This window comes from Neolewinella agarilytica (assembly GCF_900110645.1).
In the GTDB taxonomy this organism is placed as follows: Bacteria; Bacteroidota; Bacteroidia; order Chitinophagales; family Saprospiraceae; genus Neolewinella; species Neolewinella agarilytica.
The window spans coordinates 22,176-39,191 of the sequence record NZ_FOFB01000005.1 but is presented as its reverse complement, the minus strand read 5'-3'; the positions used below and the strand labels follow the sequence as shown (position 1 = coordinate 39,191).

General features: G+C 50.2%; 10 protein-coding genes. 1 reads left to right on the top strand and 9 read right to left on the bottom strand.

Annotation, left to right across the window (positions count from 1 at the left end):
• Window positions 1–205 precede the first annotated feature (205 nt).
• Window positions 206–2,620: a hypothetical protein gene (locus BM123_RS05810; protein WP_090166247.1), complete on the top strand. Its 2,415-nt coding sequence runs from the start codon at window positions 206–208 to the stop codon at window positions 2,618–2,620.
• Here the strand turns inward: BM123_RS05810 and tmk are convergent.
• The 9 genes from tmk to BM123_RS05755 all read right to left on the bottom strand — a co-directional run bounded on the left by tmk (window position 2,610) and on the right by BM123_RS05755 (window position 16,615).
• Complete coding sequence (gene tmk, locus BM123_RS05805) at window positions 2,610–3,239, bottom strand: dTMP kinase (RefSeq protein WP_090166245.1); 630 nt, start codon at window positions 3,237–3,239, stop codon at window positions 2,610–2,612. The genes BM123_RS05810 and tmk overlap by 11 nt on opposite strands.
• Window positions 3,240–3,391: 152 nt before the next feature.
• Window positions 3,392–5,791, bottom strand: coding sequence for an SDR family oxidoreductase (locus BM123_RS05800; protein WP_090166243.1), 2,400 nt, complete (start codon window positions 5,789–5,791; stop codon window positions 3,392–3,394).
• Window positions 5,792–5,828: 37 nt separating this feature from the next.
• On the bottom strand, window positions 5,829–6,809 hold the full coding sequence (locus BM123_RS05795) for a threonine ammonia-lyase (RefSeq protein ID WP_090166241.1): 981 nt from the start codon (window positions 6,807–6,809) through the stop codon (window positions 5,829–5,831).
• A gap of 116 nt (window positions 6,810–6,925) precedes the next feature.
• A complete protein-coding gene (locus BM123_RS05790; protein ID WP_090166239.1) occupies window positions 6,926–7,852 on the bottom strand; it encodes an alpha/beta hydrolase in 927 nt (308 codons plus the stop codon).
• Between the two features lie 404 nt (window positions 7,853–8,256).
• The gene (locus BM123_RS05780; RefSeq protein WP_090166236.1) at window positions 8,257–10,788 is read right to left on the bottom strand and encodes a carboxypeptidase regulatory-like domain-containing protein; all 2,532 of its coding nucleotides are present in this window, start codon (window positions 10,786–10,788) and stop codon (window positions 8,257–8,259) included.
• Window positions 10,789–11,077: 289 nt separating this feature from the next.
• On the bottom strand, window positions 11,078–12,082 hold the full coding sequence (locus BM123_RS05770; RefSeq protein WP_090166232.1) for a vWA domain-containing protein: 1,005 nt from the start codon (window positions 12,080–12,082) through the stop codon (window positions 11,078–11,080).
• Window positions 12,083–12,266: 184 nt separating this feature from the next.
• Complete coding sequence (locus tag BM123_RS05765; protein WP_245748448.1) at window positions 12,267–14,648, bottom strand: endonuclease MutS2; 2,382 nt, start codon at window positions 14,646–14,648, stop codon at window positions 12,267–12,269.
• 154 nt (window positions 14,649–14,802) lie between these two features.
• Window positions 14,803–15,693 carry a class I SAM-dependent methyltransferase gene (locus BM123_RS05760; RefSeq protein WP_245748447.1) on the bottom strand — a complete coding sequence of 297 codons (891 nt, stop codon included), beginning with the start codon at window positions 15,691–15,693 and terminating at the stop codon, window positions 14,803–14,805.
• A gap of 43 nt (window positions 15,694–15,736) precedes the next feature.
• Entirely contained in the window at window positions 15,737–16,615 is an 879-nt protein-coding gene (locus tag BM123_RS05755) for a hypothetical protein (RefSeq protein WP_090166226.1), read from the bottom strand.
• Window positions 16,616–17,016: the final 401 nt, after the last annotated feature.

The following is a 17,016-nucleotide window of genomic DNA, read 5'->3' as shown; positions in this document are numbered from 1 at the left end:
AAACAAATAAAAGACCCATTTGGGACCTATTCCTCCTTTTTCTCTCTGCGGCTTTGTTATGGATGCCGAATTTAGTTTATTTTGTGGACGACCGCTGAGTTTTACGCGAGTAAATTGATTGAAGCCTATAGAAAGGGCATTGAGTGATGATTTTTCATTCAGACTAATGTCAACAATTTTTCTTACAAATTTTCAAAAACATCGCATGTCCGAAATAGAAAGTTTCTACGAACAAGGTTTATTAAGTCTAGAAGAGCTGATTAGATGGTATAAACTAAGTGACATGACAAGGAACGAAGCGACTACGAGACTTCACCTTATTGATGTCATCCTGAAAGAAGTGTTGAACTGGGAACCTGAAAATATTATAGCTGAAGAATCGCACAACGGTGAATATGCTGATTATGTCCTCAAGTCTACTCGAAGGTTAGCAATCTTAGAGGCGAAAAAAGAAGGTCTATCCTTCGAACTCCCAGTAAAACATAACCGGCTAATTTATTCGCTTAAATCATTATGTAGAGATCATAAAGATTTAAAAATTGCATTAGACCAAGTTCGAGGATATTGCCAAGAAAGAGGAGTTGAAATTGGAATTGTTTCAAATGGCTGGCAATTCGTTGGATTCATTGCAAACAGAACTGATGGGACCCCACCTCTAGAGGGCAATGCAATAGTTTTTGATTCATTTGATAGAATTAAAAATCATTACAAGGAATTTTGGAATTCGTTTTCGTACTCTGGAATTAGTGAAAAATATTTAAAATATTCACTTTTAGGCAAGTCTATTGAAAATTTACCCCCTAAAAAATCTTCTAGAATTCCTGTTTATCCCGGAATAAAGGGCAGAAACAATTTCCAGACGGAGATGCAACTTTTAAGCGAGTTAGTCCTAGAGGATGTACTCAACGAATCAGAAATAGAAGAAATTTTCTTAAAAGAATGCTATGCCAAGAGTGGCGCACTTTCCAAGTATGCATCCCTAAGTAAAGACATACTAACTAGCAGATACAAGTACCTATATGAAGACAATGAAAGTTCTTTTGTAATCGATGAGGCTGCAAATCGAAAAGGCATATCTAGCGACCTTAAAGAAATGTTTGCAAATAGCTTGACTAAAAGGCCTATCATGTTGATCGGTGATGTAGGTGTTGGAAAATCTACATTTATTGATAATTTAATGAAGGTTGAAGCAAAGGAAGTTATAAACAAAAGTATAGCCCTAAAAATAAATCTAGGGTCAAGTGCGATACTCAAAGTCGATTTAGGAGAAGCTATATTAGATGAAATATACAACATCCTATTATCCAATTACGATATAGACATAAACAGCGATGGATTTGTTAGAGGTGCATACCATTCAGAACTAAAAAGATTTAAGAATGGGCCTATTAAAAGACTATTTGAGATTGACGAAAAGGCTGCACTTTTAAAAGAATATGACTTTTTAACCTCTAAGGTTAACGATAGACCTCAGCATTACTTAGTTGCATTTAATCACATTACTAAAGCAAGAAAGAAGCAAGTCGTAATATTTCTTGACAATTGTGACCAAAGGAGTTACGAAACTCAACAGCAGGCTTTTTTGATAAGTGAAGAACTTGCCAACAGCTGGCCCGTTCTGGTATTCTTAGCGCTTCGTCCTGAAACCTTCCATTTATCGCTAAAAAAGGGTGCCCTATCCGGGTACCACCCAAAAGCATTCACAATAGCACCTCCAAGAGTAGACGATGTCATTCTGAAACGTTTAGAATTTGCAAGAAATATAACTCAAGGAAGATTAGAATTGAAGTCTGCACAGGTCACTACTTCTTTTCATAAATTAGACCAATTAATTGAAGTACTACTATATTCTTTAAGAATAAATCCAGACCTATTTGAATTCATTGACAACATTTCAAATGGAAATGTCAGAATTGCAATTGGTTATGTAAAACTATTCCTAGGAAGTGGGCACGTCAATACAGAAAAAATATTAAATATAAAGGAAAAAGATGGGTCCTACCTTATTCCTCTCCACGAATTTCAAAGAGCTGTCATATTTGGCGATAATAGTTATTACAATTCCAGCAATACTACTATTACAAATGTATTTGACATTATAAGTAACGATAAAAAAGAGCATTTTATATCTCCAATACTTTTGGCTATTGTTAAAAACCAATCTACTAATAAGAAGAGCAATGGTTTTATTACTGTTGAAAAAATTTACAATGAATTACAAGGGCTAGGATTTACGGTAGGGCAAATAGACCATGTAATCTCGTACAATCTATCTCGAAAACTTATAGAATCAACGAGAAGAGGAGACGTATTTAGTGAAGACAACATGCCATCAATGATAAGAGTTACAAGTTTGGGAGCTTATCATATCGATAAATTAATCGAACAATTCACATACCTAGATGCAATTATAATAGACACACCTATATTTAATTCAGATAATAGAAAAATAATTAAGACTTCAAGCGACATTCGGGCTCGAGTGAATAACGTATCATTTTTCCAAAAATATCTCGATGAAATATGGCTAGAGCATGACTTAGGGAATCATCTTGACTGGGAAACAATTTCTAGTAACATATCAGCTAATACAGAGAGGGTCTCAAGGATTATTCGATAGTTTCCAGCACCCCCTCCACAATCCCCCATATCTCCTCAGCAATCGTCACCGGATCCCGGGAGGCATCGACAATGTGGATATTTTCGCCTTCTCCGAAATGCTCGAAGGCCAGGTGAAAGCTTTCGCGGACGTGGGTTAATTTCTCTCGCGTTTCGAAGAGTTCTTTTTCTTCGCCTCTGGCGGCGATGCGTTCCATGCTGAGGTCAGGCTCCAGGTCCAGGAAGATGGTGACGTCGGCGGGGAGGGTTCGTTTGGCTTCCATGTTGAGCAGGGCGATCCAGCCCGGATCGGCGAACTCGCTCTGGTAGGCGAGGCTGCTGAAGTAGTAGCGGCTGGCAATCACGTGATACCCCTCTGCCAGCTGGGCCAGCATCCCCTGTTCGGGATGATGAATATGCTCGATGCGGTCGGCGGCGAAGAGCGCCGCCACCGTCTTGGGGTTAGCGGTAATTTCGTGTTGGAGGATAGACCGGATCAGCCGCCCGGTGGGCAGGTCCGTTGGCTCTGCCGTCAGGTGGCAGGCCGCTCCCCCACCCTGAAAGCGGTCGCGAAGCATTTCGATCTGGGTGGTTTTGCCGCTGCCGTCAAGGCCTTCGATGACGATGAAGAGTGGACGCATGGGGAGTATGATAGTTTGGTAGTATGGTAGAGCGGTAGACGGTAGAACGGTAGACGGTAGAACGGTAGACGGTAGAACGGTAGACGGTAGAACGGTAGACGGTAGAACGGTAGACGGTAGAACGGTAGTATCGCCGTCTACCGTCTACAAGACTATTCCTCCTCCGGAGCGAACCGTTCCCGCCCGCTGCGGTCTACTACCGTAGAACTGGCCTGCTGGGTGCCTTGCAGAACGATATCGAGGATGTTCACGTGTCGGGGCTGGTTGATCATAAAGCGAATCGATTCCGCCACGTCCGGTGAGCGGAGGGGCTGAAAATCGCCGTAGATTTTGGCACGTTCGGCGTCGCCGTCGTAGCGAACGAGAGAGAACTCCGTTTCTTCCACCATGGCGGGGGCGACCTGTCCGATCCGGATGCCGTGTTTGACCAGGTCTAGGCGCATAGCGCGGGTCAGAGCGTCCACCCCGTGTTTGGTGGCGCAGTAGACATTTCCGTTGGGGTAAACTTCCTTGCCTGCGGTGCTGGCCACGTTGATCACCATACCGCTCTTCCGGGCCACCATGCCCGGGGTAATGGCGCGCGTGAGGTACAACAGGCCCTTCAGGTTTACGTCGATCATTTCGTCCCAGTGATCAAGACTTCCCTCATGGATGGGGTCTACACCTTTCGCCTTTCCGGCGTTATTGATCAGCACATCGATGGTGGACCAGGCTTCCGGCAGGGAGGCAATAGCTGCCGTAAGGCCGTCTCGGTCCCGTACGTCAATGCTAAGTAAATAAGTTTCCACGCCATGCTTTTCGTGCAGCTCGGCTTCCAGTTCTGAGAGTCTTTCCCGTCGCCGGCCAAGCAGAATGAGGCGGTAGCCGTCTTCGGCCAGGGCGCGGGCGGTAGCCCGGCCGATACCAGCCGTAGCGCCGGAGATGAAGACGGTTTTTCCGGAGCCGATTTTGGGCGAGGACGCAGGTGCAGGGGAAGACTCCGCGGCAGCAGCGTCCCGATCTTTAATCATGGCCTCCAGGTCGGCAATGCTTTTTTTCAGGGACGCCAGAGCATCCTCTTCGGCGGGAGTGCCCGCCACCACGACTTCAGGCATTTCTACTGCTGCCGGGGCCGAAGCGAAAGCCTGTCGGTTAACGGGCGTATCGTAGGCACGATCAAGCCCTACCGCTGTCTTGAAGGCGTTTTGGGCGCCTACGAGTTCTCCTTGTCCGTGCAGTAAGACCGCCAATTGGTAGTGGGCGGCAGCGTGAGAGGGACTGATCTCAATGGCTTTTTTTAGTTGTTTGATGGCTTTTTTGCGGCGTTCAACCGGCCCTGCCAGCAGGACGGCATAGCGGTAAAAAGCATCTCCCGAAGCTTCTTTGGCTTTGGTTGCCCGCCGGAGGTAGGCCGCTGCATCCAGGTAATCTTCCGGAAAGTGATCCGCCAGCAAGACCCCCAGGCGGTAATTCAGGTCCGGATAGAAGGGTTCTACGTCGCTGAGGTTCTCCCAGTTGTCTCTGGCTTTTTGGAACCGACCTCCTGCTTCGTGCAATTCTCCGTTGAGGAAAAGGGCATCGGGGTGGTCGGGGCTTTTGTCCAGCAGCGCTTCGATTTCGCGCTGGGCGGCCGTAGCTTCTCCGGTAGTGGTCGCCAGCAATAAGGCGTAGTGGTAGTGCAGACTGAGTTGGTCGGGCAAGGCTTCGCGCCCCGCATTGAGGAGTTCCAGGCCGGAGGCAGCATCTCCGTCATCAAACAATGCCCAGGCCCGTTCAATCCAGATGCCTGCCTGATCATCCATTCCCTGCATAGGTGCAACTTTTTCTTTGGGTGGCTCCGGGCCATCATTATCATCCATCGGAGGCGGCGTTTGCGCCTCACTGACCAAACTCTGCTCTTCCACCTCCCCCTGCACCGGCGCTCCGGCGCCCAGCATACTCAGCCCCGGTATATCGGACACGTCAATGGGAGGTGCTTCTTCAAAGGTTTTGAACTCCTCCCACAGAGCGGGTCGCTCCGCAAAAATGAACAACTGGTGGTAGTGGTTAGCCGCAAACTGCGCCTCGGTCAATGACCAGCTGTCTTTGAGTGAATGCAGCAGCTCTTCGGCCTGGGTGCTCGTTTCCCGAATTTTCTTCAGGTACTGTTTGAATGATTCGCCCCCCTGGGCCGTAAGCTCTTCGGCCTCTCTGCGCAGGTCGATGTAGCGATCTTGCCAGTGGTTGACATAATGCATTACCTCCGCCTGGTTAGCCAATGAGGTTTGTCGGGAGATCACCTCATCCGCAGCCGCGTCGTAGCTATGGCTTCGGATAAAAACGGGAAGTGTTTCTCTCTGACCATCGAAGATCTTCCGCCCCCGCAGCATACAATTCGGGTTCGTCAGGAAATCATCGCTGATGAGCACCAGCACGGGCGTTTCCACCGGCTCCAACAGGTCGGCCAGCACCGGTCCTTCATTCGCTTTGCCCACCACCACGTGCTCAAAATTGACGTGAGAGGACAGGTCTCCGGTCAGCCGATGAGCCGTTGATTGATTTTCACTGGTGTACGCGAGGGTAATGGTTAGCATGGCGGCAAATTAGGAAGAATATGAGACTTTAACCCCTTCAAAAAGGCAGCTTGTCCACATCCACATTACCTCCCGTAAGAATGATGCCTACTTCCTTGCCCTCAAACATTTCCGGATAACGCAGAACTGCGGCAAAGGGCACCGCGCAGCTGGGCTCGATGATGATCTTCATCCGCTCCCAAATCTGGCGCATGGCGTGAACGATTTCCTCTTCGGACACGACCAGAATTTTCGGGACCCGCTTATGAATAACCTCAAAGGTCCGTTCGCCCAGATTCGTCCGCAGGCCATCCGCTACGGTGAAATTGGTTTCGTTAACCTCAATTTTTCCGCTCTGCAGGGAGCGGGCAGCATCATCTACTTTTCTGGGTTCGGCGCCCCAGGCGACGGCCTGCAGGCTAAAGTAGCGGGCCGCCAGAGCGGTACCCGCCATCAGGCCTCCGCCGCCTACGGGAGCCATGACGATGTCCAGTGCTGCTTCTACGTCTTCGATCAGTTCCATAGCGGCCGTTGCCTGCCCGGCGATCACCCCATAGTCGTTAAAGGGATGAATAAAGGCAGCACCGGTTTTAGCCACGACCTTCTTCAGGGTTTTCTCCCGCTCTGCGGGGGTATTTTCGCAATAGGTGATGCTGGCACCATAGCCTTCCACGGCTGCCACCTTTACTTTAGGTGCATCATGCGGCATGACGATATGTGCGGGTATATTTAACAACTTTGCCGTCAGGGCCACTGCCTGCGCGTGGTTACCACTGCTGTGTGTAGCCAGCCCCTGGGAACGTTCCTCTTCGGTTAGCCGCAAGGCTGCCGATACCGCACCGCGCATCTTGAAGGCACCGATCCGTTGAAAATTCTCACACTTAAAGTGCAGGCTGCAACTCGCCATTACGTTCAGGCTGTGATTGCGCATCACCGGTGTACGGTGTACGAACGAATGAATGGCCTCGTGGGTAAGCAGCAGATCTGCCTGATTAGGCGGCTGAGACAGGGGCTGAAGGTTGATGAGGGAGTTGGGCATAATTTGTTTTCTACGTGTGCGTGTAAAATTGTAACGCAAATGGAAAGCTAAAGTAGCGTTTCAGCGCGGACTTCAGGGCAATCGCAAAACACCGGGACGTTCTTCGGTCTGGCGACCTATTCTACAAATCCCAAACTCTCCAACCAATCCAGCGCCCGATCCAGCCAGTTTCTTACCGGGCCGGAGGAATCTTTGCCTGAGCCGAAGCCGTGCCCTCCATTAGCGTAGATGTGCAGGCTGGCCGGAACTTTATTAGCCACAAGTGCCCGGTAGTAGCGCAGGGCATTTTCTGGTGGGACGGCCTGGTCATCACTGGCGTGCGCCAGGAAGGTAGGTGGAACGTCGGGATGAACCTGCTCCGGGAGGTTGTAGTAGCTCCGCAACTTATGGCGGAGGTAATCCTCTCCCATCAGGCTGACGGCGCTTCCGGAATGTCCGTAGCCACTATCATCCATTATCGTTACGGGGTATATCATCATACTCGCATCGGGGCGGCTGGAGTACCTCGCTGCGGGGAGAGAAGACGTGCTATCGGCCGGCAGCGGGTGGACCGCTGCGGACCCCGACAAATGCCCTCCGGCACTAAAGCCCATCACCGCAATTTTGGCGGGGTCGATCCCTAATGAATCAGCCATTAGCCGAATGGTTTGCACTCCTCTCCGGGCATCGTCTAAGGCTACGTGGCTTTTGCATTCGTCCGTTTCCCAGCGTGGCAGACGGTGCTGCAGGATAAAAACCTGCAGGCCGGCATTAGTAAATCGGTTAGCTATGTCAACTCCTTCAAGATCCCAGGCCTCCACTACGTAGCCTCCTCCCGGAATAACCATGAGGGCGCTTCCCGAGGCCATTCTTTTCACGGGCGCATAATGATGTAATAAGGGCGTATGTACTTTAGTGAGCATTTTGCCATTTGCTGGCCGGTCCTCCATTTCGTCTGCCCAGGCATTTGCGCAGGGAATTCCCTCCGGGTATAACTCAATTACAGACTGTGCATTCATTGACGTGATGGTGACGATCGTAAGAAGTACAAGTAATCCTCTCATGGAAAAGGTATTTCAGGTGGAAGATAGGACTGTGGGCATGATTAATAAACCTGCCTCAATAAAAAACACGAGTCCTACCAGATTTTCGCCAGGAGAGTCCGGCACCAAAACATGGCTCATCCCGGAGTTTGGGCAGCCTTTTCTGTGTTTTCTCGGATGGAACCTGGTTCAGTCGGTATAAAAAAGCGATCAGCGGACAGCATTCAGGCCAAACGGCTCTGAATGCTGTCCGCTGATCGCTAAAAATCCCATTATTTGCCAGAAAACACCGTCATCTAATCCGAAAATTAGGGATGACTCATGTTTCAGAACCGATCTCCTTCGCCTGGACTGTCAAACCCTGGCGGAGGTGGTTTGTTCGATCATAAACAGGGGTGATTCATGCGAATCAGAGGGGATACGCTTTAGTTACTCACCTTCACTAACTGCCCATTCACCCGTTCCAGCACGAAGGCACCGGAATAGCCCATGGACTTAGCCTGCGCCTGAACGCTACGGGCCTCGCTGAGGGAGTAAAGGTTACCGATCATAAAGAGCGTAAGGTTGCCACGGGTAGTGGTCTCCACCGAACCAAGCTGACTGGCTTTACTCCGGTCAAAATTCTCTGGCTTACCGTAGGCGCCAATCTGTACTTTGTAGGTACCGCTGGAAGAGGTGGTCGTGGTCGTGGTGGGTGGTGGCGTGTAGGTAGTCGTAGTCGTACTGCCCGAAGGAATGTAAGTCCGGCTGTTGGAAGACGACGTAGAGGAGCCGTCTGCACGAGTTCCGCTATCCGGAACGATGAAAGCTCCGCTATACCCCGCCTGCTTGGCACGGGCGGCAGCAGCTTCCGCAGCTGCGCGGGTAGTGAAGACACCAAGGCGCACCTTATAGGAATTACCGTCATTCACGTCGTACACCCGGCCCAGGTTAGACACATTGTTGAATTTATTCAGATCGGGAGACTTGCCCAGGCTGGCCAGCTGCACGGAATATCCACTCACCTGAGTATAAGAGACGTTTTCGCCGCCGGTGCTCGGACTGCCATTGCTGGTCGTCCCCGTAGAACTTCCACCGCCCTGAACGGGAAGCAGCGTCATGTTACCAAGAATATTCGGATCGCTGCCATCATTATTCGTGATCGGGAAACGTACCGTCTCGTAACCCGGAGCCGAAATGACCAGGTCGTAAGTATTGTAAGGTTCGAAGGCCATGATGTAGGTCCCTTCGATGTTCGTCAGCACATTCGCTGACGCGCCGGTCGTCCGTTGCGTAATCTGAACGTTAGCTTGTGGAATCGGGGTTCCCGTTTGTGCATTCGTTACCATTCCACGGTAAGTACCCGGAGGTAACACACCTCCAGGAATTGGTGTGGACGTGTTCGGTCCACCTCCGGGGGTAGTGTTTCCGCCACCCTGGACAGGCCCACCTCCGGCAACGCCGCCTCCGGCAGCATTAAGGGAAACGCGAACGATGTTCTGTGCGTCGGGCTGCAGGCTCTGCAGCGGAATACGAACGGCCTGGAAGCCGTCAGCACTAATCACAATATCACAGCTCAGTCCGGCAGTGGGCTGCAGGACGTAGCGTCCGCCAGCGTCCGTAGCGTATACCTGGCCGCCACAGGCAGAAAAGTCAAGCGCTGCGTTGGGAATGAACGAGCCGTCAAGAGCGGACTGAACCACCAGGACTTTGTTGGTGCTCGCACGACCTACGCGGTATACATCTTCCTGTCCGCTACCGCCAATGCGGTTAGACACAACGTAACCACTGCTGGTAACCGGGTCATAGATAAAGCCCAGGTCGTCGCGGTCAGAGTTGATGCCCTTACCCATGTGGTAAAGCGTCGTTGGGCGGTTGTTAGCCATTTCAGCACGGAAGACGTCGTAAGAACCGAGGCCATGGTGCCAGTTAGAGGAGAAGAACAGACTTGCACCGTCGAAGAAGGGAGTGATTTCGTGTCCGACAGAGTTAACGACGGTTCCCAGGTTCTCGGGGATGGTCTCCCAGCTCTGTCCCTGCCGCTGTGCACGGTAGATGTCAAAGCCACCGTAGCCTTCGCCCCGATCGGAGGAAAAGTAGATAGCGTTACCATCAGCAGAAAAAGTACCGAAGCCCGTGCTGAAGTCCGTTCCATTAAAGGGCAGTGGACGAGGATTCACCCAGTTACCGTTCTGGTTCACGTCGGCAATCATCAGGTTAAGGTTGATGCCTGCTTCGGGGATCATCCGCGTCCCGGCAGTGAAGTTATTGCGGGTAAAGATGACCTGGCGGCCATCGGGGGTGTAGCTCACCGGGCCAACGTTGCCAGCAGCATCCGTGTATCCTGTTTGCAGTTCGAAGGCCTGCTGCAGGCTGCCATCAGGTCCGATGGCTGCTACGTAAGGCTTGTTGCGCGCCTGACCGTCAAAGGCCTGACCGGCAGCGGTACGGGCAGAGTTGAACACCAGTTGGCCAGGAGAAGGCGTGGAGGGCCCGAAGTCTGATACCGAAGAGTTGATGTTAGCAGACTGTACCGTAAAGCCGGCATCTGCATTGGCTTGGGCTTTCGCAAAGTCACAGCTCTGGGCGTAGTGGTTACCAACGACGGGGTCATGGTCACGGGCGTAAACCAAATACCATTGCTTGGCTTCGTCATACCGGCTGAGGGCCTTCAGCACGTGGGCGTGCTCCAGGAACACATTTCCTTCGGCCTTCCGCTCCCGAACGGCTTGCTGGTAGTATCCGTGGGCGGTCTGCATCTGGTTAAGCATGCGGTACGAATCCGCTATCCGACTCAGGGCAGTTACGTCACTGGGCCGACGGGCCAATGCTTTTTTGTAAGACTCAACCGCCAGATTATAGGCCTTGAGTTCGTACTCTTTGTTCGCCGTGCGCATTTCCGAACGGAACTGGGCATGAACGGGAACCGCCACGGCCAGCAGAAGCAGGACGAGGAGGGATTGGATTAATGATTTCATGTTTTGAGTGGTATACAGTAAGAAAAAACAGGGCGACTGCAATAGGGCAGCGGCTGATAAAGGGCGCTAAAACCCGAGACTTTCAGGCCTTAAACATAACAAATTTAACTATGTTCGGGGGGATTGAGCGGTTTTGGGGGAAGTTTTTGCAGGGAAAACTAACATCAAAAGCTTTCCTAACAAGCTACAGACCAATGAAAACAATGACTTTAGTCTCTGATTGAGTAATTTGTTTTACTTCTTAAAGTGATGCAACATGAAAGATGTTGTCAAAATCATGACAACAGTTCTACTCAATTTTCTCAGCCTCAATACTTATTCTAATATCCACAGATTCGGTGGAGTTCAACAACTGATCTGATCTTCTGTAGCGGATTTCATAGACTGAAATCACACCTCTTCCTACGTTCCTGAAAATCTCCTCTAATGAACTGATATCGTCTGCTACTTGAAAGTTACTCTGTTCACTAACGATTGACCTAAGGCTGTTTTCTTGAAAATCTGATCCTCTTAGGCCAATAGCAAATTTTTCAACATCGCTCCCATTAATTTGTCCGAGTAGTTCAGTTGGGTTGTTACTATCATTATCGCCACCATCCGTAAATGCAACTATAGATTTTTGTCCGTCAAAGTTAATCGAGCCTAACAAGTCAACGCCTGTCTTTACAGCCTGAAACAGAGCTGTTCTTTCCTGATAATTTCTAAAATTATCTATACGGCTATCTAGTTGGTTAATAGTGGAAGATGTAAAAAAAAGAGTTGACTCGATTGCGTCCCGGTCAGAAAAAAAGACGACTGCTACTGTAGAATTCGGTGAACTGTTAACCACAAATCGAGCATACTGTTTTGCATACTGTTTTAATGTGTTAATATTGTCTTGTAATGAAGTACTCATGTCTAACACAAGAACAGAAGCTATATCTGTCTGAAAACTCGACTGATCATTTGCGAATTCATTCTGAAAAATGAAACAATCGTCGCCCCGTTTCTTCTCATCTATTTTAAATCGTGTAATTTCATAATTATTAGATTCTGTCCTTATTCTAACTCCAGGAACTACAATATCTACTCCATTATTTACAGGTTCCGCAAATGCAGGATCAAATGATATATTACCCCTACTTTGTTGAGGTGAAGAAGTAACAGTAGGAGTTCCATCATTGAAGTATCCATATACAAGCAGCTCATCACCAATAGTCCCTTCACAACCAGGGATTATGACATCATCATCACTTTTACATGTACTTAAGCTTAAGATAGTGAGAATGAAAAATAGAGAAGCAAACTTTTTCATAACAGAATATCGGGTTTCTAGAGTTTCTTAATTAAGAATACACTTACTCAATTGTATTTAACGTAAATATATAAAAAATTTGGATTTTAAGCATCTAATTTTTTTACAAAAACCGCAAGCCTTCGATTTCTCTAATTCTCTATTCTATAGCTTTTTATCTCCCAACCCGCAATTGCCAAACGTACTACAACTCCACAATCGTCACTCCATCCCCCCCTGCTTCCCGCGGCGGTGTACTGAGTGTAAAGGAGTGGTTATACTCCGCCAGCTTCTGGCGGACGGCCCGTTTCAGGGTTCCGGTCCCCTTACCATGGACGATGCGTAGTTGGTTCGCATTGGCCATCAGCGCCCGGTCAATAAAGGCTTCCGTAGTCGCCAATACTTCCTCGTAGCGCATGCCCCGCACGTCCAGCTTGCTGCTGAAAGTGTCCATCGCCGACAAATTGCTGCTCACACTTCGTTCCCGGCGCAAGGTCATCGGGTTGTTGGCGGGCTCGAGATCACGCAGCTTGACCGTCAGGCGCAGATCACCAACGATCACGGTAGCGCTCTTCTTATCGATGCGCTCTACCTGCCCCGTCGCGCCTCCGGCCCGCAACTTCACAAAGTCACCCACCTCGATGGGCTTTTCCTCCTTCGGTGAAGGTGCGTAGTAGATATCCTCCACCAGCTCATTGACCTGCTCACTGATTTTCGTGCGCTTCTCCCGCAGTTCTTTCGCCTTTTCCTTGGCTTCTTCGATCTTCTTCCCCTCACGAAGCTTACGGATCAGGTTCTCCATCTCCTTATTGTACTTGGCGGTCTCTTCCAGGGCCTGTTCTTTTGCCTCCAGCTTGAGTCGCTTCCGACGTACCTCCATACTCTTGTGCAACTCTTCGTAAGTGCGCGTAAGGGCATCCAGGGTTTTCTGCTTCTGGGCTAACTCTGCCAGCTTTTCTTCGGATTCTGCTTTCTCCCGTTGCAGGTCAACAAGCAGCTGATCCACGGCCCGCTCGTTCTTGCCGGCACGCTTGCGGGCGTAGTGCAGGACCCGGTCCGGCAGACCGGACTTAGTCGCGATCTCAAAGGCGTAGCTTGACCCCGGACGGCCCACCCGGAGCTCGTAGGTAGGATCGAGGGTCTCCGTATCAAAGTGCATCCCGCCGTTGAGAATGCCCTTGGTCTTGTAGGCGAAAATCTTAAGGTTCGAGTAGTGAGTGGTGATGACGCCGAACACCTTGCGGTAATTCAGCCCATCAAGGATGCCTTCGGCAATAGCTCCGCCGGAAGCAGGGTCCGTGCCGGAGCCAAATTCGTCAATCAACACAAGAGTGGAATCATCCGCCTCCTTCAGGAAAGCCTTGGCGTTCTTCAGGCGGGAGCTGTAAGTGGACAGATCATCCTCGATCGATTGCTGATCCCCAATGTCGGCAAACAGCTTCTTGAAAACGCCCATCTCGGACTCCGCATCAGCAGTTACCAGCATACCGCACTGCACCATAAGTTGCAGCAGGCCAACACTCTTCATCGAGATGGATTTACCGCCGGCGTTAGGCCCGGAAAGCATCAGGATGCGATTCTTACCGGTCATCTTCAGATCGAAGGGGACGGTCTTTTTTCCGTAGGGTTTATTTTTCAGTAATAGCAGCGGGTGGCGACCTTCCTTTATGCCGATGGCGGGGCGATGACCAACCTTCGGGCGTTCAGCTTTTAGTTGCCGGGCAAAAATGGCCTTCGCCTGCACCAGATCCAGGTAAGCAATCAGGTCGCGGTACCCCTCAATATCTTCGAGGTAGGGCCGCAGTTTGGCGGAGAGCTCCCGCAGAATGCGGTAGATTTCCCGCTTTTCTTCCTGCTGGTAGTCGAAGATGTCGTTATTAATGCCAATCACTGCGTCCGGCTCAATGAAAGCCGTTTTACCGGTGGCCGATTCATCATGGATGATACCCCGGATCTTCCGCTTGTGCTCTGACGGCACCGATAGTACCCGCCGGCCGTTACGGGTACTTTCCACCGTGTCAGACAGATAGCCCGCCCGGCGATATTTTTCAATTACCTGCCGGAAGGTCTTCTCTACTTCCCGTTGTTTACTGAGAATCAGACGACGAATACGGCTCAATTCCTCACTGGCGTCGGAACGAATTACGCCCTCAGCATCAATCACGCGCTCGATTTCACCTGACAGCTCGTAGTTGTAATTCAACTGGCGAACGAGGCCGTAGAGCGCTTCGTAATTCGTCTGCCGTCCCTCGCTGCTGAAAAAGGTAAAAATCTCTTTCGCCTGCAGCAACAGCACATTGATTTTGGCCAGGCCGGATTCGCTGAGCACGTAACCTTCGATGCCGAGCATCCGCAGCTCTTCGCTGATATCATCGTAGGCCCCTACGGTGAACATGTTGCGGTCATCCGTGCCCTGCTTAAATTCCGCCACTTCGTCGAGCCAGCGGTTAATCTCCCGCACACTGGTGGAAGGCTCCAGGTTCCGGACAAAACTCTGGCCCATTTCGCCAGTACACTTCTCTTCCAGGAGGAGGAGAATTTTGTCGAATTCCAGCTTTTCGTAGGTATCGCGGGGTAGTAAAGTCATACAGCGGTAAAGGTCGGGAATTGCTAACGGTTTTAGTCAGGGTTTAGTTCCCAAATTATGATTTTCGCGGCGCGAACGCAGGTGCAAGGTTTGTTATAGTGCCGGCTTCAGCCGGCGTGCCGCTCGACTGAAGCCGACGGTACAAATCCCCCCTCTACTTCTTCACACACACATAGATCACCGAACTCCCCCGCTCCGCATCGCTAAAGCTCGTAGCGAAAGAACGAAGCCCCTTCAATCCGCCAGAGATCAACCCGCCGCCGGAGGCATACTTCTGGCTCATGATGGATACGTAAAAGGGGTCTAATGGCATATGATGGGTCTCCGACACCCGGAATCCTGCCAGGCCAACCATCATCTTCATCGTTGCCGGACTAAAGTGCCACAGGTGACGGGGAACATCGTAGGCCGCCCAGTCGGGGCCGAAACTCGTCGCATCCTTGCTTTCATGATTAGGAACGGCAATGACCAATACTCCCTCCGGACTAAGGACATCGTAAAACTTCTCCAGGTAACTTTTAGGGTTGTACAGGTGCTCCAGCACGTGCCAAAGTGTAATGACATCAAAGGTATTATCAGCAAAGCCCGTAAAAAGAGCCTCCGGGGCATGTACCGAAATGCCAAATTTCTCCGCCCCGTAGCGGCGGGCATTTTCGTCAATCTCAATACCCTCGGCGCTATACCCTTTCCGAACCATGAAGTCGGTAAAATATCCGGTCCCCGTGCCGTAGTCGAGTAAGTGTTTTCCTCGGGCAAGACGGTCTACCAGCTTGAACTTCTGCCCCAGCATGAAGTCACGCGCCTTGTGGTAAAGCTTATTCACCACACCCTCCTGGTTATCACTATGACTGATGTACTCTTCTCCCTGATAGTAGGCCCCGGCCTCCTCCGGAACCGGAGGGTCCTGAGTAAAAAGAAAATCACAGGAAGCACAGCGCCAAAGCTCGAATACCTCCTTGGTGATGCTATGGTCTTTCACCTCCATTTGAGCGGAAATAACGGTAGAGGCGCACAGCGGGCAATAATCGTGATGTAATCTGGCCATGCCGCGAAGGTATCATTCAGGAACGGCAACAAAAAGTTATCCGCTATCTCCTAATCGAGTGATAGCGCTTCTTCCCCGTGCCCAGATCGATTACTTCCAGCATAAAGTCCCCTTTGGGCAGAGCCAGCAGGCTCACTTCGTCCAGCTGCCTGCCTACGGTTACCTTCTTAAAGGGCCGGCCCTCCCGATAAATCGTCATCAGCTTTTCGGTGGATTCCAGCCGAAGATAAAGGACTTCCCTTCCTGCCGGCACCAGCCAGGGGTTCTCCATCGCCTTATCCCAATCAGTCAGAAAATCGTCTTCCATCAGGTCATAGCCCAACAATACGAAGGTGAGCTCAAGCTTGTTCCCGCCCTGTTCATCCTCCCATTCCAGCATCGTAGACTTAGAGCCAGGAGGAAGACGGGTCTCCGCCTGAAAAGCGGTTTTCTGCTTAGCCGGGAGCCGAAACTCCTCCGAGGAAAACTCAATCTCTTCACTATCGTCCACCCTGCGAAGAAAACGTTGCCTATCTGCATCATTCCTAATCTCGATATCGTGATCAGTTAACTCCCCCACCCGACCGGTGAGATAAATGTTTTTCTGATATAAGTAAAAATCTGGTCCTGGAGCATTTTCTAAAGGTCTTGGCTTACTATTGGTATTGGTATTACGGTTCCAGAAGTCCTTATCCTGCTTCTGCCGCTCCCCGGCCTGATTGAAAACCACAATGCTGTCTAATCGATCCCAGACGGAAGCCACCACTCTGTCGTTCTCCCGGATACCGCGCATAAACATCTCCGATTTTGACATCGCAGAATCGGCGGGCATTTCCGAAATATACCGTAGTGCATAAAGTTCGCCCTTCTCGAATTGAACCGTATCAATTCGCTGCTGCGAAAACATCATAAGGGGAAAAAGCAGGAGGAGTAAAAAGCGCATAGCTAAAGGCTTATGTTAATGTTAAGTCGTATACCTTAACCGGAGTGGTTGGAGACAAGGCAAAAACGTAGGCAAAGCCTTAGCTAGCGTCGGTTGGGTAAAGGTTCCCACACGTAAGCAGGCTTTTTTACTAAGTCAGGAGCCGCGATAGCATGTGAGACAGGCCCTGCATGAATATTGCGCCGCGAAACCACGCTGACTTAGGTATAGGATGCTAAAATTGGTGTTTTTGGTGCTGGGGAGAGTCCTAAAGCCTCTAATTTCTAGTACAGTGTAATATAAGTTGAGTTAGGCTTCTGCGCCGGGATTTTGGCCGCTGGCTAGTTGAAAAAATCGGTGCATCCCGCAGTATTGCGGGACGGACCTGTTTTTTCATGACGCCAGCGGGCAAAAGACCAAGC